The sequence below is a fragment of the Paenibacillus sp. PL91 genome, from assembly GCF_012935325.2.
GTDB lineage: Bacteria > Bacillota > Bacilli > Paenibacillales > Paenibacillaceae > Pristimantibacillus.
The window spans coordinates 186691-208161 of the sequence record NZ_JABBYG020000001.1; the positions used below are offsets into that span (position 1 = coordinate 186691).

18 protein-coding genes and 1 other annotated feature are annotated in these 21471 nt (G+C 48.5%); of the genes, 16 read left to right on the top strand and 2 right to left on the bottom strand.

Annotation, left to right across the window (positions count from 1 at the left end):
- Nucleotides 1-18: 18 nt before the first annotated feature.
- From HI950_RS00915 to leuS, 5 genes are all read left to right on the top strand, one after another.
- The gene (locus HI950_RS00915; protein WP_169082007.1) at nt 19-216 is read left to right on the top strand and encodes a hypothetical protein; all 198 of its coding nucleotides are present in this window, start codon (nt 19-21) and stop codon (nt 214-216) included.
- A gap of 120 nt (nt 217-336) precedes the next feature.
- Nucleotides 337-771 carry an SRPBCC family protein gene (locus tag HI950_RS00920; protein WP_169082006.1) on the top strand — a complete coding sequence of 145 codons (435 nt, stop codon included), beginning with the start codon at nt 337-339 and terminating at the stop codon, nt 769-771.
- Between the two features lie 445 nt (nt 772-1216).
- Nucleotides 1217-2269, top strand: a complete 1053-nt coding sequence (locus HI950_RS00925) for an AraC family transcriptional regulator (protein ID WP_169082005.1) — start codon at nt 1217-1219, stop codon at nt 2267-2269.
- A 201-nt stretch (nt 2270-2470) separates the two neighbouring features.
- On the top strand, nt 2471-3265 hold the full coding sequence (locus HI950_RS00930; RefSeq protein ID WP_169082253.1) for an SDR family NAD(P)-dependent oxidoreductase: 795 nt from the start codon (nt 2471-2473) through the stop codon (nt 3263-3265).
- A 155-nt stretch (nt 3266-3420) separates the two neighbouring features.
- Nucleotides 3421-3671: a binding site (T-box leader), on the top strand.
- 82 nt (nt 3672-3753) lie between these two features.
- The gene (leuS, locus tag HI950_RS00935) at nt 3754-6192 is read left to right on the top strand and encodes a leucine--tRNA ligase (protein ID WP_169082004.1); all 2439 of its coding nucleotides are present in this window, start codon (nt 3754-3756) and stop codon (nt 6190-6192) included.
- Between the two features lie 48 nt (nt 6193-6240).
- On the opposite strand, the gene comER is transcribed toward leuS, so the two are convergent.
- Entirely contained in the window at nt 6241-7080 is an 840-nt protein-coding gene (comER, locus tag HI950_RS00940) for a late competence protein ComER (RefSeq protein ID WP_169082003.1), read from the bottom strand.
- Nucleotides 7081-7127: 47 nt separating this feature from the next.
- Between comER and HI950_RS36595 the strand changes: the two genes are divergently transcribed.
- The 7 genes from HI950_RS36595 (at nt 7128) to holA (ending at nt 15820) form a co-directional block, all read left to right on the top strand.
- A complete protein-coding gene (locus HI950_RS36595) occupies nt 7128-7811 on the top strand; it encodes a ComEA family DNA-binding protein (RefSeq protein ID WP_169082002.1) in 684 nt (227 codons plus the stop codon).
- Between the two features lie 93 nt (nt 7812-7904).
- Nucleotides 7905-9200, top strand: coding sequence for a homocysteine synthase (locus tag HI950_RS00950; RefSeq protein WP_169082001.1), 1296 nt, complete (start codon nt 7905-7907; stop codon nt 9198-9200).
- A 59-nt stretch (nt 9201-9259) separates the two neighbouring features.
- Nucleotides 9260-9790: a deoxycytidylate deaminase gene (locus HI950_RS00955; RefSeq protein ID WP_169082000.1), complete on the top strand. Its 531-nt coding sequence runs from the start codon at nt 9260-9262 to the stop codon at nt 9788-9790.
- A gap of 174 nt (nt 9791-9964) precedes the next feature.
- Complete coding sequence (locus HI950_RS00960; protein WP_169081999.1) at nt 9965-12547, top strand: DNA internalization-related competence protein ComEC/Rec2; 2583 nt, start codon at nt 9965-9967, stop codon at nt 12545-12547.
- Nucleotides 12548-12921: 374 nt separating this feature from the next.
- Complete coding sequence (locus HI950_RS00965) at nt 12922-13470, top strand: RNA polymerase sigma factor (protein WP_169081998.1); 549 nt, start codon at nt 12922-12924, stop codon at nt 13468-13470.
- 14 nt (nt 13471-13484) lie between these two features.
- Nucleotides 13485-14531, top strand: a complete 1047-nt coding sequence (locus HI950_RS00970; RefSeq protein WP_223285104.1) for an anti-sigma factor family protein — start codon at nt 13485-13487, stop codon at nt 14529-14531.
- 254 nt (nt 14532-14785) lie between these two features.
- Nucleotides 14786-15820: a DNA polymerase III subunit delta gene (holA, locus tag HI950_RS00975; RefSeq protein ID WP_169081996.1), complete on the top strand. Its 1035-nt coding sequence runs from the start codon at nt 14786-14788 to the stop codon at nt 15818-15820.
- A 137-nt stretch (nt 15821-15957) separates the two neighbouring features.
- On the opposite strand, the gene rpsT is transcribed toward holA, so the two are convergent.
- Nucleotides 15958-16230 (bottom strand): 30S ribosomal protein S20, encoded by a 273-nt coding sequence (gene rpsT, locus HI950_RS00980; RefSeq protein WP_053376847.1) that lies wholly within the window; start codon nt 16228-16230, stop codon nt 15958-15960.
- A gap of 283 nt (nt 16231-16513) precedes the next feature.
- Here rpsT and gpr point away from each other — a divergent pair, with 283 nt between their 5' ends.
- From gpr to lepA, 4 genes are all read left to right on the top strand, one after another.
- Nucleotides 16514-17455: a GPR endopeptidase gene (gene gpr, locus HI950_RS00985; protein ID WP_411268061.1), complete on the top strand. Its 942-nt coding sequence runs from the start codon at nt 16514-16516 to the stop codon at nt 17453-17455.
- Nucleotides 17456-17751: 296 nt separating this feature from the next.
- Nucleotides 17752-18999: a stage II sporulation protein P gene (gene spoIIP, locus HI950_RS00990; protein WP_169081994.1), complete on the top strand. Its 1248-nt coding sequence runs from the start codon at nt 17752-17754 to the stop codon at nt 18997-18999.
- Nucleotides 19000-19036: 37 nt separating this feature from the next.
- Nucleotides 19037-19474 (top strand): DUF3679 domain-containing protein, encoded by a 438-nt coding sequence (locus HI950_RS00995; protein WP_169081993.1) that lies wholly within the window; start codon nt 19037-19039, stop codon nt 19472-19474.
- A gap of 80 nt (nt 19475-19554) precedes the next feature.
- The gene (gene lepA / locus HI950_RS01000; protein WP_169081992.1) at nt 19555-21372 is read left to right on the top strand and encodes a translation elongation factor 4; all 1818 of its coding nucleotides are present in this window, start codon (nt 19555-19557) and stop codon (nt 21370-21372) included.
- Nucleotides 21373-21471 lie beyond the last annotated feature (99 nt).

Below are 21471 nucleotides of genomic sequence, written 5' to 3' on the forward strand. Positions count from 1 at the left end.
TGTTTGCTCGAGAGGAGAATGACGATCGATGGAAAAGAAGTCAACGCAAAGCTTGAAAGCTTGGCCCGTTTCGTGCCTTTTGGTCTTTACGTGCCGTCCGTACTGGAGCGTTACGATATGGAGGATGGCGTTGAATTCGGGTACGATACTCGAAATCTGATTACGATTGGCCTATTAAGCCAATCGTTACCCGACTTTACCAAGATTGGCTGCTAACGACATAAAAGTTTGAATTTCGAAGAAACCTTAGTCATGGCACCTCATTCATATCGACTTCTAGTGAATGATGATGGTATTATTTGTGAGAATAATATATTCATAATTGGAGGTTATCAAATGGGAACAGGTAATCCGGTAATGATAACAGTAGAAACGATCGTTCATTCCCCCGTCGAAAGCGTGTGGAAGTATTGGACGGAACCGAAGCATATCAAGCAATGGAATAAGGCTTCCGATGACTGGCACACACCATTTGCCGAGAATGATCTGAAGGTCGGCGGTAAATTCGTCTCGAGAATGGAAGCCAAAGACGGCAGCTTTGGATTTGATTTCGGCGGAGTATACGACGAGGTGAGCTTTAACGAGAGCATCTCCTATACGATCGGCGACGGTAGAAAAGTAAAAATCGCTTTTATTCGCCAAGAGAATGACACGAAAATCATCGAATCGTTCGAAGCGGAAGAGACCAACGCCATCGAGATGCAGCAAGCCGGATGGCAAGCGATTTTAGACAACTTCAAAAAATATGCGGAAACGGCTAAAGTAGAATAAGAAACTTTCTTAGCCTTAGAAGCGCATGCCGACATCGGCATGCGCTTTGCTATGTACGCCTATCAGCATGGGCGTTAATATAAGGAGAAATGGAATATTGACTTAGAGGCAGCCAGCTATTGTGGCTGTTTTTTTTGTTAAACCGAAAGGGCAGATTAGGCTAAACGGACGAGGATCAACACAACTACAAAACTTCGTTTATTTATGACTTTTTTAATGCAGCTGCACCGCTTATTACGTTAATATAGACACCTTAGCGGACTTAAGAGTATTCTTATGTGTACTTAAAAATCGGCGTAATAAGGAAGTGATTTGTCACATTCTGCTAGTTAAAGACCGACATGGGAAGCGAACGATAACCGCTATCCCATTAACATAACAGTACCCCTAGTCCCATCACAACCAAACGAACGAATATGTAAGTAGCTAAAGGAGGTCCATATGTATGAAGTATCATACCTCTGACCGTATTAAATTCCCGCCAGGATTTTGGGCAGGATTACGTCAATTAGGGATTGCCCCCCACGACGTAGCTCGCAAAGCACAACTGCCGCTCACCATTATTACAGAACCATTAGTCACCACCGCCCAATATTTCGCGATCTGGCAGGCTTATTCCGATCTCATTGGCGATACTGCCAATGGAATCATCAAGCTTGCGACTGTGTATGAAACAGCGAAGTACCCACCGACCGTCTTAGCGACTTACCACGCTCGTGACTACCGTGACGCTCTAAACCGAATGGCTCGGTACAAAAAACTGTGTCCCCCCGAAAGCTTACGTATCACCGAGGAGGGCGAGCAAAGTACAATCGAACTGGATTGGCTGTATAATGAGCAACCCGGTCCGCCGTTACTGGTTGGTATCACGCTGGCATTTCTTCTGGAGCTTGGACGACGGGGCACAGGTCAACCTTTAACGGCGCGGTTCGTCGAATTTTCACACGCAATGGGCGATGTACAGGCCCTTGAAGCTTACTTCGGCTGCCGTATCAAGATTGGTGCTACATGTAACCGGCTAACGCTGCATCGAAGAGATCTGGACCGTCCTTTTGTCTCGTACAACGAAGAGTTGCTGGAGATCCTCACTCCCGTTCTGGACCAATCGTTGGTTGATCAGCAGCGTAGCCGCTCGATTTCCGATATGGTCAAATGGATCATGAAGCGCAGCCTCACAGGAGGGCGACCCGACATTCAGGCTGTCGCGAAGGAGCTTAGTCTGAGCGATCGCACCTTGCAGCGCCGGCTTACTGAAGAAAACACAAGCTTCAAGAATCTGTTAACACAAGCTAGACATGAGCAGGCTCGAGAGTACTTGGCAGACCCCTCGCTCGATATTAAGGAAGTGGCTTTCTTGATTGGATATGAAGACCAGAACTCGTTCTATCGCGCCTTCCGCCTTTGGGAAGGTGTTACTCCATCAAATTGGCGTACAGAACATTTTGGTACAAACTCGAAATCAGAAGGACGGCATCGAATGCCGGCTTTTCATGAATAGAATTCCCAATCTACCAACTCTACAGAGCTAGTATTTAGTGAGCTATATCATCTGGCGTGTTTAACAAGAAGTTTGGCGCAATAGGCTAGTTACTGATCAATCCTGACAAAGTAATATAATCACTATCCGGACCTATAGAAGAATAGGAACGTTTTTAACTTTTTATAGTCATTATAAGTAAATGAAAAGGAGAACGGTATGATGGATATGGGATTAAACGATAAAACAGCTTTGGTTACAGGATCAACGAAAGGCATAGGTAAAGCAATTGCCATTGAGCTTGCCAAAGAAGGTGTTCATGTACTCATTAATGGGCGAAGTTATGAAGAGGTAGAACGAACTGTAAATGAAATTAAATCAGATTTTCCGGATACCTCTCCTCAAAATGCTGCAGCCGATATTGTAGATATTGGGCAAAGAGAAGCTTTATTTGAAAAATACCCCAATATTGATATTTTGGTTAACAATATGGGCATTTATGAAATTATGCAATATGAGGACGTTGACGATGAAGTGTGGGTAAAATACTTCCGTACTAATGTTCTCGCTGCAAATGGCTTGTCTAAATTTTATTTACCTAAAATGTTGAAAAATGATTATGGCCGCATAATCTTTATTGCGAGTGAGGAAGCAATTATGCCTTCAGGCCAAATGCCACAGTATGGAATGACCAAATCAATGCTATTATCGTTGTCAAAAAGCTTATCTAAATTAACAATAGGAACAGAAGTTACAGTCAATACGATCTTGCCAGGACCGACACTCTCTGAAAATGTGCATCAGATCATTGAGGGTATTTACCCTAATAAAAATATGGCTTTTTTAGAAAAAGAGAAAGATTTTATGACTAAAAACCTACCTCAATCTGAAATACAGCGATTTATTAAGCCTATTGAAATAGGTAGACTAACTACATTCGTATGCAGTCCTTTTGCATCCGCATTTAAAGGTTCTCCAATTCGTATGGATGGGGGAATGGTGCCGACTATTTTTTAACATTTATCTATTTCAAAGATTGTCCATAGGTTTGACAACTTGTTGCTGGCGCGAATAGAGTGATGCCGGTACAACGCGGAAAAGAGAGATGAATAATGGGATCTCTTGACACCGTACCGCGCGATCTTTATAATCGAAACTAACCATTTTATGCATATGGAGCGTTGAAGAGGAACAGTAATTTCGAAAGCAAGGACTAGAGAGCCGGCGTTTTTTAAGGTGCAAGCCGGACCTGCTGCGAAATGAAGCTCGCCTTGGAGCTGTGCGAATAAGAGGTCGATGCCGAGGCATCGATTGCAAAAAAGCACCGTCTGGCCTGCGATAAGGGCGACAAGTGAGCGATAGGCAAAGCATGCCTGCCGCTAACTAGGGTGGTACCACGGGAGAACAACCTCTCGTCCCTAGCGTTAATCGCTAGGGGCGGGAGGTTTTATGTTTTTTTGAACATGCATACGTACAGCACATATTTTTTAGGAGGATATCAACAAATGAGTCAAGAACAGCAATTTCACGGCTACAATCCGCTTGTTGTCGAGCCGAAGTGGCAGCAATACTGGGATAAGAACAAGACGTTTCAAACGACAGAAGACGCGGACAAACCGAAGTTTTACGCGCTCGATATGTTTCCGTATCCATCCGGAGCGGGTTTGCATGTAGGCCATCCAGAGGGCTATACCGCTACGGACATCGTATCCCGTTACAAAAGAATGAAGGGCTATAATGTGCTTCATCCGATGGGTTGGGACGCGTTTGGCTTGCCTGCTGAGCAGCATGCGCTCGATACAGGTCAGCATCCGCGCGATATTACGTTCAAAAATATCGATAATTTCCGACGCCAAATTAAATCGCTTGGCTTCTCCTACGACTGGGACCGCGAGATCAGCACGACTGATCCCGAATATTACAAATGGACGCAATGGATTTTTATCCAATTGTACAATAGAGGACTTGCATACGTTGCCGAGGTTTCGGTTAACTGGTGCGAAGCGCTTGGAACAGTTCTTGCGAATGAAGAAGTAATCAATGGCCTTAGCGAGCGCGGCAACCATCCGGTTGTGCGCAAACCGATGCGCCAATGGATTTTGAAAATTACCGAATACGCGGATCGTTTGCTGGATGATCTGGAAGAGCTCGATTGGTCGGAGAGCATCAAGGATATGCAGCGCAACTGGATCGGAAAATCGAAGGGCGCTGAGGTTACGTTCGAGATCGACGGTCATGACTCGGCATTAGTCGTATTTACGACTCGTCCTGATACCTTGTTTGGCGCGACGTATTGCGTATTGGCGCCAGAGCATGAGCTTGTTGCGCAAATCGTAACGTCGGAGCAAAAAGCGGCAGTCGAAGCTTACCAAGAAGCTGCAGCGCGCAAAAGCGACCTAGAGCGTACCGATTTGGCAAAAGATAAATCAGGCGTATTTACAGGCGCTTATGCGATCAATCCTGTGAACGGCGTAAAAACGCCAATTTGGATAGCAGATTACGTGCTCGCCGGCTATGGCACAGGCGCTATTATGGCCGTACCAGGTCACGACGCTCGTGACTGGGAGTTCGCGAAGCAATTCGACCTTCCAATCGTTGAGGTTGTCCAAGGCGGAGACGTGACGAAGGAAGCCTATGCAGGCGATGGACCGCATGTGAATTCCGACTTCTTAAACGGCTTGACTAATGTGGACGCTATTGCAAAAATGATCGAGCATTTGGATGCTTCTGGAAAAGGCGCAGGCAAAATTACGTACCGTTTGCGCGACTGGCTGTTCAGCCGCCAACGCTATTGGGGCGAGCCGATTCCGATTATTCATCTAGAGGACGGCACGATGAAAACCGTTCCTGAGGACCAGCTGCCGCTCTTGCTGCCTGATGTTGATGCAATTACACCTTCAGGAACCGGCGAGTCTCCGCTTGCAAGCGTTACGGAATGGGTAAATACTATTGATCCGGAGACAGGTATGAAAGCTCGCCGCGAGACGAATACGATGCCGCAATGGGCAGGAAGCTGCTGGTATTACCTGCGTTTCATCGATCCGAAAAACGACAAGCAGCTCTGCTCTCCAGAGAAGCAAAAGGAATGGCTGCCGGTTGACCTTTACATCGGCGGCGCCGAGCATGCGGTGCTTCATTTGCTTTACGCACGGTTCTGGCATAAGGTGCTTTACGATATCGGGGTAGTCGATACGAAGGAGCCGTTCCACAAGCTTGTCAATCAAGGGATGATTCTAGGAAATAACAACGAAAAAATGTCAAAATCACGCGGCAACGTCATTAACCCGGATGATATCGTAAATGAATTCGGTGCAGATACGCTCCGTATGTACGAAATGTTTATGGGGCCGCTTGAAGCGACCAAGCCTTGGAACACAAACGGCGTGGAGGGAACGTACCGTTTCCTTAGCCGCGTATGGCGTTTGTTCGTAAACGAGGATGGCAGCCTAAACGCTAAAATCGGTGATGGCGACACAAGCGATGCTTTCAAGCGCACTTGGCATCGTTCCATTAAGAAAATTACAGAAGATTATGAAGCATTGCGCTTCAATACCGTCATTAGCCAACTGATGATTTTCGTAAACGAAGCTTACAAAACGGAAGTGCTGCCGCTTGCGGCCATGGAGCAATTTGTGCAATTGATTTCTCCGATCGCTCCGCATATCGCGGAAGAGCTGTGGGAGAAGCTAGGACGCAAGGATTCGCTTACGTATGCTTCGTTCCCAACATTCGAGGAAGCATGGACTGTCGATCAGGAAGTAGAGATCGTCGTTCAAGTCAACGGAAAAATCGCGGACCGCGTTTCCATTGCAGCGGATATGGACGTTGCTGAAATGGAAAGCTTGGCGAAGGAGCTTGAGAAAGTTCAAGAGCTGATTGCCGGCAAAACGATCCGCAAAGTGATTGCTGTCAAAGGCAAGCTAGTCAACATCGTCGCTAATTAATATAAACATGCAATATAAAGAGGTGAACGGGCTTTAGCTGAAGAACAGCTATTGACCGTTCACCTCTTCGCCTATGAAGGCGGTCGAAACTTTGATTACATCTTCGTCGAACTTGTCGTGCGTCGTGCGGATGAGCTGGTTGAAGATGCCGTCCGTCTCTTGGCGCAGCAGATTTAATGCTTTGGCAGTAATGCCTCCAGGCACAGCCACCCTTTCCTGAACGTCTGCTGGAGTAAGCCCGCCTTCGGTTAGCAGCAATCCTGTGCCAAGCAGCATGGCGCTTGCTACTCGAAGAGCTTCTTCGCGTCCGATTCCCGTTTCCTCAACGGCTGCATCGACAAACTGCTCGAGCAGGAAGGAAATGAAGGCAGGTCCGCAGCTTGAGAGATCCGATACGATGCGCGTATAGCTTTCATCTATTCGAAGCGGCTCGCTTATGTTGGACAACAAATTTTCAAGCCGCGCTTTGTCTTCCTCATCGATCGACTGGCCGTAAATGCAAAGCGATGCTCCGCTCCACACATAGTTGGTGATGCTCGGAATCATTTTTGCGATCTTGCAATCGAGTTCACCCTCCAGATGAGAGATGAGAACAGGACTAGTAATGGAAACGACCATTTGGTTGGGTCTAATGACGGGCTTCAAATCATCGACGACCTTTTTGAATTCTAACGGCTTGACGCATAAAAAAATGATATCGCAGCCGCAGGCTGCTCCGGCATTCGTGTATTCGGCTCTCATGCCGGAATAACGGCTGGCCAAGGCTTGAGCTTTTGCAAAGGTGCGGTTGCTGACGGCAATTTGTGCTGGCGATAATGCGCCTGATGCAATAAATGCTTCAATGAGCAGACTTCCCATCGTGCCAGTCCCGATAAATCCGACATTCATGCTGAACCCTCCTATAGGTTTGGCGCGTGCATAACCGGAATCAAATAGTGTTAAAGGCATGCGCGAGCAAATCCCGAGTCAAAATTTCCGTTATTTTTTCGTTTGCTCTCTTACCTTATTCCGTAGTACTTGTTTTATATGTCACTATATGCCAAACATTATGTCGTTTGCAGAAAGGTTGGTACGAAATGAAGCTTTCTTCGAAACCGTTATGGTTTGCCGCAACGCTTATAATAACAGCCGTTATTCTTCTAGCCGCAGCGCTGCTGGAGCCTAAAAGTGAGATCACCGGGGAATGGGTACCGTTAAACGCTAAAGTAGAAACAGCGATTGCTGCTTTTGATCAATCAAATGATAAGGAAGAAGAGCTGGCGGCCGCTGAGGAGAAAACAACTGAAAAAACCGATGAGAATACCGATGAGAAAACAGCTGGAAATATAGATGGAAGTAAAGATGAAAAAGAAGATGGAAAAGAAGCTGAACTTACAGTCGGGCAAAATGGGCAGATGGCTTTGGAGCAAGCAGGAGAGGACAGCAAGCTTGACATTAATCGCGCGACCGCCGAAGAGCTTGATGCATTGAAAGGAATTGGTCCTGCAAAGGCGAAGGCCATTGTTCAGGATAGAGATCAAAATGGAAAATTCAACTCCGTAGATGATTTGCTCCGAGTCAAGGGAATAGGAGAGAAATTGCTGCAAGGTATTGAAGAGAGCATTGTAGCTCGTCCATAATTGTGAGAGAATGGAAGGAAGCGGGCTGTCATTGATACCGCTTCTATTTTAGCATCAGCCATTATTATTTCATTATTAGAAGGAGTCGAGGAAATGTCAGAACAACGCAAGCTTTCTCTTGATACGCTATCCGTCCACGGAGGCCAACAAATCGATCCGACAACGTTGTCGCGCGCGGTGCCTATTTACCAGACGACATCTTACGGATTCAAAGATACGGATCATGCTGCAAATCTATTTTCACTGCAAGAATTCGGGAACATTTATTCCAGAATTATGAACCCGACCTCGGACGTTTTTGAGAAACGCGTAGCTGAGCTGGAAGGCGCTCCGGCAGCCTTGGCAGTTGCATCTGGCCAATCGGCAATTACATATGCGATACTGAACATTGCGGGCGCAGGCGATGAAATCGTTTCTGCAACAAGCCTATATGGCGGAACGTTCAACTTATTTTCCATCACTTTAGCTAAGCTGGGCATTACCGTAAGGTTTGTAGATCCATCGGACCCGGAAAATTTCCGCAGCGCCATTAACGAGCGTACAAAAGCGGTTTACGCAGAAACGATCGGAAATCCGAAAGGCGATGTCATTAATTTGGAAGCTGTTGCCGCAATCGCGCATGAGAACGGCATTCCATTTATCGTGGATAACACGTTCCCAAGCCCATATTTGTGCAGACCGATCGAGCATGGCGCCGATATCGTTGTCCATTCTGCCACAAAGTTTATTGGCGGTCACGGTACGTCGATTGGCGGTATAATTGTGGACGGTGGCAAGTTCGACTGGAAAGCGAGCGGCAAATTCCCAGGCTTGACTGAGCCAGACCCAAGCTACAATGGCGTTGTTTACACGGATGCGGTTGGTCCAATCGCTTATATTATTAAAGCACGCGTACAATTGCTGCGTGATATGGGAGCTGCGATATCTCCGTTTAACTCTTTCCTGCTGCTGCAGGGTCTTGAGACGCTTCATCTGCGGATGGAACGCCATAGCTCGAATGCGCAAAAGGTTGCGGAGTTTTTGGAAGGGCATGAAGCGGTTGAGTGGGTCAATTACCCAGGTCTTCCGAGCCATCCGACTTATGAGCTGGCGCAAAAGTATTTGCCTAAAGGCAAGGGCGCGATTTTGACATTCGGCATTAAAGGCGGCGTCGAAGCGGGCAAGAAAGTGATTAATTCCGTGGAGCTGTTCTCGCATTTGGCGAATGTCGGCGATTCGAAGTCGCTTATTATTCACCCGGCAAGCACGACCCATCTTCAACTGTCTGCAGAGCAGCAAACGAATGCAGGCGTATCGCCAGGCATGATTCGCCTGTCGATCGGTACAGAAGGCATTGAAGATATTTTGGCTGATTTGGAGCAAGCGATTACGGCCAGCCAACAGATCTAAATCATATACTGAATAGCAGCTAGAACATCAGATGCAGCATGAGAGGGGAAGTTGGATTCATGAATACCCAAACGCAGGATGCCGTCCGGAAGGATTGGGACACCTACTTTATGGATATCGCTTATATGGTATCGACGCGGTCGCGTTGTCCGCGAAGACATGTCGGCGCCGTTCTGGTGCAAGGGAAAAAATTGCTCGGTACAGCGTATAACGGAGCGCCGATGGGGGTGCAGGATTGTCTTGAGGCAGGCTGCATGATATCGGAGGAAGTTGAGATGAAGCAAATCGACGGCAAGGAGCAGCTGTTCAAAAAGCAGCGCTGCATTCGAACGATTCATGCTGAGCAAAATTTGCTCCTGTTTACGGATCGCGCCGACCGAGAGGGTTCAACGGTATACGTCACTGACCAGCCTTGCTGGACCTGCGCCAATATGCTTGCCAATAGCGGTGTCATTGAAATCGTCTATCATCGAAGCTATCCGAAGGATAGCGATAAGGTGAGCAATCTCATGGAACAAAAGGGCATCAAATTCCGCTGTTTGGATCATTTTGAACCGCCAGCTCAGGCGCATATGAATGTGACATCGTAGTATGGAGCAATTAAAAATAGTAAGTTGGGGGAGGAACCTCTGATTGCATCTAAGGATGCGTCAGAGGTTTCTTTTTTTTGGGTTTGGCGTGCAATTGTGATGAATGGAGAGAAAAGGATGAATCGGCGGCTTTAGATGGTTTGGAGTGCAATTGCGAGGAGTGGAGAGAGAAGGATGAATCGGCGGCCTTTGATTTGGTTTGCGATTTGCTGGGTTTTTGGGAGCGCTGCGGCTGCGGGTCTGAGCAGCCGCGGCGCTTTGCTTGCGGCTGGCTCTGCTGCGCTGCTTGCGCTGGCTGCTGTGCTGTGCAGGCAGGCGTCGTGGCAGCTCGCGGCAGCCTGCATGGCAGCAGTGGGCCTTGCCGCCGGGGAGCGGATATGGGCGGATGCCCGCAACGTGACCGAGCTGCCGGCCCTGCTCGCCGCAGCATGGGCGGATGGACCGCGAGCTGCGTATGCGGCGGAAGCGGTCGGCACGATTGTGTCGCCGGTCGAGGTTGACGGCGACCGGGCGATTTTTCGCGTGGAGGCGCATAGCGTCCACGTGCAGGGGGAAGCAGCCGCGCGGGTCGTGCGCGAGCGGCTGCTTGTGCATGTGCGGCTGGATGCGCAGCCGCAGCAATTGATCGCCGCGGCGTGGCAGCGCGGCGACAAAGTGCGCCTCGCCGGCGAGCTGACGCGGCCGGCTGGCGCATCCAATAGCGGCGGATTCGATTACCGCCGCTACCTCAGCAGCCAGAGAATCCACTGGCTGCTGAAGGTGCAGGGCACAGGCGCCGCCTTGGCAGCGCCTGGCCCCCGGTGGACCGCGGCCGCTTTGCTCGGCCGCGTCGACACCGCGCGCGCATGGCTTGGCGCGCGAATGGACGAACTGTACCCGTCCACGCAGTCCGGGTACATGAAAGGTCTCGTCCTCGGAATCCGCGAGGACCTCGACCCCGAGCAATTCCAGCAGTTTTCGCGGCTTGGCCTTACGCATATACTTGCTATTTCAGGCCTTCACGTCGCCGTTTTTATTTACGCGCTCGGCGGCTTGCTTCGGGCGGCACGGATAAGCCGTGAGAGAATACTGCTCATTCTCACCGTTTCCGTACCCCTTTATGTGCTGCTTGCCGGCGCTTCCCCATCTGTCATACGAGCCGGGCTAATGGCGGTTTTGGCATTGCTTGCTGCGCGCATCGGAAAGCTGAAGGACGGCCTGCATCTGCTAGCCGCCGCCGCAGTGCTTATGCTTATATTCGACCCTTTTTTACTCGAAAATGTAAGCTTTCAGCTATCGTTTATTGTAACGATCGGTCTAATCGTTGGCGTAAAGCCCGTAAGACATGCGATGCCGCAATGGCGAAGAGGCAAATACCTGCTGGATTTGGCTGCTGTTACGCTTGTTGCCCAGCTCGTATCCTTTCCGCTCACGATCTATTATTTTAATCAATTTCATGCTTTATCGATGATAGCTAATTTTGTGCTCGTTCCGTTCATAAGTTTTATTGTCATGCCGCTTGGAGCTGCCGCGCTCTTGCTTGGGGTGCCATGGGAGGCAGGAGGCAAGCTGCTCGCCTATGGCTCGCAATATGCGAATGATTGGACGTTTGCGCTTGTCGAGCGGTTATCCGGGGTCGATTCGCTTCGAACGATTTGGGCTACCCCGCCGCTCTGGTGGGTAGCGGCTTGGCTGCTGCTGCTTGGCACTCTATTTCATGTCGTCAGCGTTTGGACAGGGCGATTGGCTGATTCTCGTGCCGCTGCAGCAGCTGTATTGGAAGAAACAGCCCCGATAGGTGCTGTTTCTGCAACGATAACGCCTCCGCCTAATAATAGAGGGGTGAAGGCAGCCCTTTATTCTCTGCTGTTCCTTGCTTTTATTCTGCTCCTCTATGCGTATAAGCCTGATGCATTCAACAATCATGCTGCCGTTAGCTTTATCGATGTCGGTCAAGGCGATGCCATACATATCCGAACGGCTAGCGGGAAACAAATATTGATCGATGGCGGGGGGACGCTATCCTTTCGCAAGAAGGGCGAGGAATGGAGGGAACGAAGCGACCCTTTTGAAGTTGGCCAAAAGCTGCTTGTTCCTTTATTAATGAAAAGAGGCGTAAGGGAGATCGATATTCTCGTAATCTCGCATTTGGACAGCGATCATATCCGCGGTTTGCTGGCGGTTTTGGACACCATACCGGTTCGCAGCATATGGTGGAATGGTACCGTTAAGGAAGCGGAAGATGCGCAGAAGCTGCTTAGCAAGGCGCTGGCGCTGCAAATACCGATGTATGGCGTGAAGGCAGGCTTGGAACATCAGATCGATCATGAAACTGCGATCAACGTTTTGTGGCCGCCCGCTAGTACAGATTCTGAAGTTCAAAAGCTCGAGGAACAGAATGAGAGCAGCCTCGTGATGACCGTAAGGTTATACCATTCGACCTTCCTGTTCTCCGGCGATATTAATTCCGTAACGGAACGCACCATTATTCGTAATGATCAGAAGCGATCTAATCGAGCCGCAGAGCAAAATGCGATATCGGTCATGAAAGCTGCGCATCATGGCAGCCGGTTTTCGACGAGCGAGGAGTGGTTGAACTATTGGAAGCCGATCGGTTCGGTGGTCTCAGTAGGTGGAACAAATAGCTATGGGCATCCGCATCCGGATGTTCTATCCAGACTTGCGTATGCAGGCACGGCCATTTGGCGGACGGATATAGATGGCGAGGTTCGTTTTACCATAACGGACAAAGGACTATATGCTTACAATAAACACTAATTCAACGGGTACAATCGTGCTGCTATAATAGATATTAATTCATCTGTTTAGGTACTCTTGGTATAGATTCAGGAGAAATAGATCAATGGTCTGCCTTCTTCGTGCAGTATTCGATCAGTTTCTATATACGAGGTACTAGAAATTTGGTATCCTTTGATGTGGAGTTTATTTCGCTTTTACGTCTTCTTTATTTAAGAACATGCTTATTATTTTATATTTGTTTACTTGCAAAACGAATCGTATTCGGTCCCACAAGGGGACAATGGTTTCCACTTACAATTGTTACTAAAAAAAATATAGTCATTTTTCTAACTAATCTGCAACTTTTACCGCAACCAGTTCGTCAGAATGGTTGCAAGAGAGGGGGATCCTTCGTGGTGGAGCCGGAGCTTATAAGAGCCGCTCAGTCGGGAGATCGCGACGCTTTAATTACTCTATTGCGAGAGATTGAAACGCATGTTTATCGGACAGCCTATTATATATTAAATAACGAACAGGATGCCCTCGATGCAGCGCAGGAAGCGCTCATTCGCATCTATACGAAAATAGGCTCGTACGAGGAAAAAGCACAGTTTAAAACATGGATTCAGCGTATTGTAACAAACATTTGCATTGACAAGTTTCGGAGAAATAAACCGACCGTCTCAATAGATGAGCATGACATGGTATTCCACGAGAAACAGAATGTGGAGGACGAGGTAATGTCAGCTTATGCTGTTAAAGACATTCAAGCCGCTATCGACAAGCTTCCTGAGCATCATCGTGCGGTTGTCGTCCTTCGGTATTTACAGGATTTCTCTTACAATGAAATTGCAGATTCGCTTGATCTGCCGCTCAACACGGTGAAATCTTATTTGTTCAGAGCTAGGCAACAGCTGCAGTCGTTACTCCATGATTATCAGAAAGGTGGTGTCCGGGGATGAATTGTCAAGAGGTGATGGAATTAATGCAAAGACAGCTAGACGACGATCTCGATGAAAACGAGAAAGAAGTCTTGATGAGCCATACTAGACAGTGTCCGGACTGTGCAGCTATGTTCGAGCGGTTACAGCTGTTATCCGCCGAGCTTACCAGTTTACCCAAAGTAATACCAAGCTACAGCTTGGTTGATGCGATTATGCCGCAATTGGAACGTATCGAGCTCTTTGGTCAAGCTGAGGCTAATATTGAACCGAATTCTGCCGCACAATCAACAGAATCCATGCCTCGCCGTGCCAAGCGTGATCGACGTTGGCCGTCCATGCGCATCATGAGCGGAGTAATCGCAGCGGGAATCGTTGCAGGACTGTTTCTTGTTACGTATAAGCCTGGCTCAGCGCCAGACTTAAGCCTTACTTCTAAGTTTGCTGCTAATGAATCGAGCAACGCTGCGGCCGATATGGCGGGCGAAGCGACTCAAGAGCGTTCGTTAAAAGCAATTACACCCGACAAGGCAGCCGCACCGGATGTAAGTACGGAAGCCATAAAGAAGCAGGATATTTTGGAGGAGAATTCGATCAATCAGTATCAAAATGAATCGACAGGGAACCGTTCAACTCCCGCTGAAGATTCGGATTCCGATGCTGGCAGTTCTGATGGCGGCAGTTCGGATGCTGGAAGTTCTAATACTGGAAGTTCTCCTTCTATCGCTGATAAACCGGAAGACAATACGAACGGCGGCGTTGGAGGCGGCGAATCGAATTCGTCAGAGGGCTCCGTCGGCGAACACGAAAAACCTAGCTTCGGCATCGCAGCCACGGATTCTGCAGTAGATTCTCCCGATGGCAAATATAGCGGGGAAGCAGTTGGCTTTAGCATCAAATTGTTCGACAAGTCAGATCAGTCTCTTTTGTATGAAACGCCGCGCAAAAACGGCAAGCTGGCGAATTTGAGCTGGTCAGAGGACAGCTTGAAGCTGACCTATGAGGTTCAAGTGGAGAACGGTGCAATTGAGAAGTATGTCATTGACGTGGCTTCCCTTACGGAGCAGAAGGCAGCTCATTGATTTAGACGATAAATAAAAACGTACACCAGCCGTTTTTTACAAGAATAATTCGCACACATTCTTCCGCTATTGCGTATCTTATAAGCAACGAGAGTGTCTGCGACGAAGCCATAGCGTCGTATGACCATCCGCAGGGCGGCACCATGGGCCTGCCTGCGAATGTTTATATAGATGTTCGGCAAAGGGATGAAGCCTAGAAACGGCTCATCCCTTTGTTGCCGTTTAAATGAATTTACTGGTAACGAGGTGAAGGTATGGATGCGAAAGAAGCATTAAAGGAAATAAAGGGCGGCCGCTTTCGACCAATCTATGTGCTGTACGGCAAGGACCGTTACCGGCTGCAGCAGTTTATTAACGTCCTGACAGAAGCGATGTTTACTTCAGAAGAACGCGAGCTCGGCATCGTTAAATTTGATACGGCAGAAACTTCAATTGATGAAGCTGTTCTTGAAGCGGAGACATCGCCTTTTTTCGTGCAGCGCAAGCTTATTCTAATAAGGGATGCAACCGTGCTTTGTGCAGGAGGGAAAGAAGGGGGAAAGCTTGAGCATCGCCCTGAGAAGCTTATCCAGTACATGGAGTATCCATCCGAATCGTCGATCATCGTCATTTCCGTAAATGCGGAAAAGCTGGATGAGAGACGAAAGCTCGTTAAGACATTAAAGGAACGTAATTCGTTGGTGCCTTTTCCAGAGCTGGATGCCGCACAGCTCAAGCAATGGATGATCAAGCGTGCAACGGAGCAAAATCGCTCGATGACCGCAGATGCCGCGGATCTGCTGCTCTCTCGTGCAGGAGCGAATATGCAGCAGCTATCGCAAGAGGTGGACAAGCTTTGTTTGCATGCGGGCGCAGGCGGCACTATTGATGTGGAAACGGCTTCGCTTCTTACAGCTGCTACCGTCGAGGAGGACGTATTTGCTCTTGTAGATGCGATTGCTGAGCTGCGTATTGATCGTGCGATTCGACTGTACAGAGAGCTTCTTGTGCGCCGGGAAGAGCCAATTAAGATCGCAGCGCTTATCGCAAGGCAATTAAGAATCATGCTGCAAATCAAAGAGCTGGAGCAGCATCACTATTCACCGCAGCAAATGGCCGGTCAGTTAGGCTTGCACCCTTATGCTGTTAAGCTTGCTGCGGAGAAGAGCAGGAAGTTTCAAGCAGCAAGGCTCGGCAGGCTGCTTGCTTCGCTCGCAGATCTCGATTACCAAATGAAAACAGGCGCTATCGACAAAACATTAGGCTTAGAGCTATATTTACTTTCACTCGGCATGGAGAAGGGCGCATAGCGCTATCTCCAGAGCCGTTTTTTTGTTTATAGATACAAAAAAAAGCTTCACTGCTCAGAGAGCGTGAAGCTTTTTTTCAGTGCAAAACGTGCTTCTTTCGTCGAAGGACGAAAGAAGCCGTTTATGCGGTATCATGCTTAGGCTTGAGCCGAAAGGGCATTAAGTCTTTTAGCAAGACGTGATTTTTTGCGGGAAGCCGCATTTTTATGAATCAGGCCTTTAGTTGCTGCTTTGTCCAACTTTTTCGTTGCAGCGATAAGAGCTGCTTTAGCAGCATCTACATCAGTGCCAGCGATAGCTTGGTCAGCAGATTTAACGGCCGAACGAAGTGCGGATTTTTGGGATGCATTCAAAGCACGACGCTTTTCACTTGTTTTAACGCGTTTAATCGCGGATTTAATGTTTGGCATGGAATTCACCTCCTAAACTGTTTACAACGGTTCATATACATAATAAACCTAGACAACACAACTTAAAATATATTATCATGCCGATGCCCAAAAAGCAATAGCAGGAAGAGTCATGTTGCAACTGTCCTCCTTACAAGGGAAGAAGCGCCGGAGAGTATGAAAAAAGACCATCTGCGAACAATAACGTTAGAACATCCGTATGAAGGGAGAATGAGCAGTGGAAAACGAGCTTGATTTGCAGAAATACAATGTTAGAACCGATTTGGCGCTTGAGGCCAAGGAGATGGCAGAAGCGCCAAACGGCGGGCCAATACCAGGCATTCAATCGGAAACAACAGAGGATAACGGCATTACCATTACACAGCTCCAAGTGCAAAATGAGCAGGGCTCGCAGGCAATCGGCAAAATGCAGGGGAATTATGTGACCATCGAGGTGCCGGGTCTGCGAAATGGCGATACAGGCCTTCAGGACCGTGTGGCGACGCAATTTGCCAAGCATTTTGAAGCCTTTCTTGAACGTTTGTCAATCAGCAAGACGGCTCGCGTTCTCATTGTCGGCTTGGGCAACTGGAATGTTACGCCGGACGCGCTCGGGCCCATCGTCGTAGAAAACGTAATGGTAACGCGCCATTATTTTGAGCTTATGCCTGATCAAGTCGCACCCGGCTACCGGCCAGTAAGCGCAGTTGCGCCAGGGGTGCTTGGCATAACGGGAATAGAGTCCAGTGAAATTGTACACGGCATCGTAGAAAAAACGAAGCCGGATCTTGTCATTGCGATAGATGCGCTTGCCTCCAAAGCGGTAGAGCGCGTCAATACGACGATCCAAATCGCGGATACGGGCATTCATCCTGGCTCTGGCATCGGCAATAAACGCAAAGGGCTGACACGGGAGATTTTAGGCGTGCCCGTCATTGCGATCGGCGTTCCAACTGTTGTGTACGCCTCGACGATTGTCAATAACACGCTGGAAATGATGAGCAGCCACTTCAAGCAGCAAAGCGCCAATTCCGATCAAATTATGGGCCTTGTGAATCAGATGGAGGAGAACGAGCGCTTGCAGCTTGTTAGAGAGGTGCTGAGCCCGCTCGGTCATGATCTACTTGTTACGCCGAAAGAAATTGACGAATTTATTGAGGATATTGCCAACATTATTGCTAGCGGACTTAACGCTTCGCTGCACGAAGCCGTTGATACAAGCAATGTAGCAGCCTACACCCATTAAGCGCAAGCCATTCATATCTCCACCGAGGAGCTGTCTCTCGAGGTTATCGACCTCGAAGATCAGCTCCTTTTTTTGCACCGCGGAATGGTTCCTGTTTAGTAGATTAGGTCTAGAAAACAGACTTATGGTTGAGCGCGCCCTTCAGAACGCCCTCCGCTCGGCACTCTATTTTTCAACGAGCAAACTCTATTATAAACGAATCTTTCACATTCATAAGGTTCTATGAACTCTATCACTCTCATAGTTTAGTAGTAACAAAAGCCACTGGTGCAAAGAAGCGGGAGGTATCAAAGCCAATGAAACGAAGAATTATGCTGCTGGATATCGGAAGAGAAAGTAAACGGATGAGACAATTGCTAGTAACGGGACGTACGTTCGCGTTGCTCTCTTTTTGCTCCATGCTGTTTTTTGTCGTGCTGGGCGTTGCGGGAATGGCGCATAAGCAAACGACTGCATCGCCGGTTAATTCGATGAAAGGATTCGCTGCTGCTGTATCCAGCGGATTTTTTGGGGATATGCTAGAGATGGAGATGCCTGCGTTTCAAAGCAGCAAAGAAACCGAATCGTTTACTTCAAAGCAAATAAGCGCGCTTTTGATGCGAGCATTAACGGATATCAATCCGAATGATCCGAAAAGCCTGCTTGCAGGCGAGCTGCCGGGCATGAGCGCGAACGACGCTTTTCTCATACGCAAAGGCATTGGCACAGATACGGATGTGGGGCCGGAGGACAATGCGCCAATTACATATGATCCGATAGGCGGTCTTCACGAGGGAGACGGGACCGATGTAACGGACGAGACTGTGAATGACCCGGAACCGCAGCCTACCGAGGCAAACGAGCCAGATGGAACAGTCGATAACGGCGAGCCGGTGAAACCGACAACAGGCGGATCGAAGGTAGCCTTTATTTATCACTCCCATAATCGGGAATCTTGGTATCCCGTGCTGACGGATAAATCAAAGGACCCGAACTCAAGCACAAAAAATATAACGCTAGTTGGCAAGCGGCTTGCGCAAAAGCTGGAGGAGAACGGTGTCGGAGCGCAGCATTCCAATACAGACTATCCGACCGCTATAAAAGATTACAGATGGGAATTATCCTATAAATATTCGATGAAAACGGTGAAGGAAGCGATTGCGAGCAGCAAGGAATTGAAGTTTTTCTTCGATCTCCACCGCGATTCCCAGAAACGTAAATTTACGACGGTCGATATTAATGGAAAAAGCTACGCGCAGGTTTATTTCATCATTGGTCATAAAAACCCGAATTGGGAGAAAAACGAAGCGTTCGCAACTAAAATTCATGAGGCGCTTGATAAGCAATATCCAGGCATTTCGCGCGGCATTTGGGGCAAGACGGCCGCTTCGGGAAATGCGGAATATAATCAGTCGCTTGCAGCAGACAGCGTATTGATCGAGGTTGGGGGCGTAGACAATACGCTGGAGGAATGTTACCGCACAGCGGATGCGCTTGCGGAAGTCATTTCGGATTTGTATTGGGCTGAGGAGAAAGCTTCAACAAGCAAGGGCGATGCGAGCTAGCGATTAACATTTTGCCAAAGAGAGGAACGATGTACATATGAAACGAAATACGCTGAAATGGGTATTGCTCGGCGGTGTCATCGCGATTATCGTCATGTACGGCATCGATATGTCTTCCGCGGGCATTGAGCGTATTTACGGCCCAATGGAAGGCGGAAACGAATATACCGAGAATGTTCAGCCGGAGGAGAAGGCTGACCCGGTTAAAGAGCTCGCGACTGTACAGCAGCAAAAAATTGCCCAGCTCGAGAAGGAGCTTGAGGAGCTGAAGCGGCTTGCAGCTAAGGGAGCTGAAAATGCTTCTGAGCATGATGAAGGCTTGCCGGTTGAAAACGAACGGTTGCCGGGTGTACCGCTTGAAAACGAACAGCCGGCCGTTAACCGGATCGCTGATTCGACGTCCGGTTTGCTCCAAAATATGTCAAGCGAAGGCATTCGAATGGTCGTATCGATATTTGACGGCTTAACCAAGTGATAATGAACATTGCTGGTCTTCTCCTTAACTGATATAATAGGAGGAATGATTAGCATTATTGGAAATTGTGGGGGTTAGGCATGACTGACGTACGTGACCGGCAAAAGAGAATTAGGAATTTTTCCATTATCGCGCATATAGACCACGGAAAATCAACGCTTGCTGACCGGATATTAGAATTTACCGGCGCTTTGACATCCCGCGAGATGCAGGAGCAGGTTCTTGACCAAATGGATTTGGAGCGGGAACGCGGAATAACCATTAAGCTGCAAGCGGTTCGATTGGCTTATACGGCAGATGATGGCGTGGAGTATATACTGAACTTGATCGATACGCCAGGACACGTCGACTTTACATACGAGGTCTCTCGCTCGCTGGCAGCTTGCGAAGGCGCTTTGCTCGTAGTTGATGCTGCGCAAGGTATCGAAGCGCAGACGCTTGCCAACGTATACTTGGCACTGGACAACAATTTGGAGATCGTTCCCGTCATCAACAAAATCGATTTGCCCAGCGCAGAGCCTGAACGGGTGAAGCAGGAGATCGAAGATGTCATAGGACTTGATGCAAGCGACGCGGTTCTTGCTTCGGCTAAAGCCGGCATCGGCATCAAAGAAATATTGGAACAAGTAGTGGCCAAGATGCCATCGCCGACTGGCGATCCGGACGAGCCGCTTAAAGCGCTTATTTTCGACTCCCATTACGATCCATACAAAGGCGTTATCGTCTATGTGCGGGTAATGGACGGAAGCATTAAAGCGGGCAAAAAAATTCGCTTCATGGCAACGGGAGCAGAATTTGAGGTTATCGAGGTTGGAGCCTTCATGCCGCGCATGTCGATTGTGAAGGAGCTTGCGGTAGGCGACGTTGGTTTTGTTGTAGCCGGTATCAAGAACGTGAAGGATACGCGCGTCGGTGACACCGTTACGGAAGCGAAGCGGCCTGCGCCGGAGCGTCTGCCAGGCTACCGCCAAATCAATCCGATGGTATTCTGCGGATTGTATCCGATCGAAACACAGGATTATAACGATTTGCGCGAGGCGCTTGAGAAGCTTGAGCTTAACGATGCATCACTTCGATATGAGCCGGAGTCGTCTACTGCCCTAGGTTTTGGTTTCCGCTGCGGATTCCTTGGCTTGCTGCATATGGAAATCATTCAAGAGCGAATTGAACGGGAATTCAACATTCCGCTCATTACAACAGCACCAAGCGTTATCTACAAAATAACGCTGACGAATGGCGAAACCATGGAGATCGATAATCCATCGAACTACCCGGAAGCCGGCAAGCTTGACTTTGTCGAAGAGCCTTTTGTGAAGGCGGCAATTATTGTACCGAATGATTATGTCGGTGCGATTATGGAGCTTTGCCAGAACAAACGCGGCGAATTCGTTAATATGGAATATTTGGACACGAATCGCGTTACGATTACGTACCAAGTGCCGCTGTCGGAGATCGTATACGATTTCTTCGATCAGCTCAAATCGAGCACGAAGGGTTATGCTTCGTTCGATTACGAGGTAACCGGCTACCGTAGATCCAATTTGGTCAAAATGGACATTATGCTTAACAACGAGCAGGTTGATGCCTTGTCAGTTATCGTTCACCGCGACCGTGCATACCAGCGCGGCAAAGTGATTTGCGAGAAGCTGAAAGAGCTGATACCGCGTCAAATGTTCGAGGTTCCGATTCAGGCATCCATCGGCAACAAGGTTATTTCTCGTGAGACGGTTAAAGCGATGCGCAAAAACGTTCTTGCCAAATGCTACGGCGGTGACATCAGCCGGAAGCGTAAGCTGCTTGAGAAGCAGAAGGAAGGCAAGAAGCGGATGAAGCAGGTAGGCAGTGTAGAGGTGCCGCAGGAAGCGTTCATGGCGGTGCTCAAAATCGGCGAGGATTAAGACGTACGAGGATGAGGGAGGGCGCTGCTCTCCCTCTTTTCTATTGCAAGGGGAAGAAATTACGAATTATATTTTCAATGCGAAACGCAAAGCCGCGCA

Bases quoted from the DNA above. Each gene is read 5' to 3' on its own strand.
- gpr (WP_411268061.1), top strand. From the start codon at position 16,514: ATGGCAGAAGCGCCAAACGGCGGGCCAATACCAGGCATTCAATCGGAA.
- HI950_RS00955 (WP_169082000.1), top strand. From the start codon at position 9,260: ATGAATACCCAAACGCAGGATGCCGTCCGGAAGGATTGGGACACCTAC.
- HI950_RS00920 (WP_169082006.1), top strand. From the start codon at position 337: ATGGGAACAGGTAATCCGGTAATGATAACAGTAGAAACGATCGTTCAT.
- HI950_RS00930 (WP_169082253.1), top strand. From the start codon at position 2,471: ATGGATATGGGATTAAACGATAAAACAGCTTTGGTTACAGGATCAACG.
- leuS (WP_169082004.1), top strand. From the start codon at position 3,754: ATGAGTCAAGAACAGCAATTTCACGGCTACAATCCGCTTGTTGTCGAG.
- HI950_RS00915 (WP_169082007.1), top strand. From the start codon at position 19: ATGACGATCGATGGAAAAGAAGTCAACGCAAAGCTTGAAAGCTTGGCC.
- comER (WP_169082003.1), bottom strand. From the start codon at position 7,080: ATGAATGTCGGATTTATCGGGACTGGCACGATGGGAAGTCTGCTCATT.
- rpsT (WP_053376847.1), bottom strand. From the start codon at position 16,230: ATGCCAAACATTAAATCCGCGATTAAACGCGTTAAAACAAGTGAAAAG.
- HI950_RS00995 (WP_169081993.1), top strand. From the start codon at position 19,037: ATGAAACGAAATACGCTGAAATGGGTATTGCTCGGCGGTGTCATCGCG.
- HI950_RS00960 (WP_169081999.1), top strand. From the start codon at position 9,965: ATGAATCGGCGGCCTTTGATTTGGTTTGCGATTTGCTGGGTTTTTGGG.
- lepA (WP_169081992.1), top strand. From the start codon at position 19,555: ATGACTGACGTACGTGACCGGCAAAAGAGAATTAGGAATTTTTCCATT.
- HI950_RS00970 (WP_223285104.1), top strand. From the start codon at position 13,485: ATGGAATTAATGCAAAGACAGCTAGACGACGATCTCGATGAAAACGAG.
- HI950_RS00950 (WP_169082001.1), top strand. From the start codon at position 7,905: ATGTCAGAACAACGCAAGCTTTCTCTTGATACGCTATCCGTCCACGGA.
- spoIIP (WP_169081994.1), top strand. From the start codon at position 17,752: ATGAAACGAAGAATTATGCTGCTGGATATCGGAAGAGAAAGTAAACGG.
- holA (WP_169081996.1), top strand. From the start codon at position 14,786: ATGGATGCGAAAGAAGCATTAAAGGAAATAAAGGGCGGCCGCTTTCGA.
- HI950_RS00925 (WP_169082005.1), top strand. From the start codon at position 1,217: ATGAAGTATCATACCTCTGACCGTATTAAATTCCCGCCAGGATTTTGG.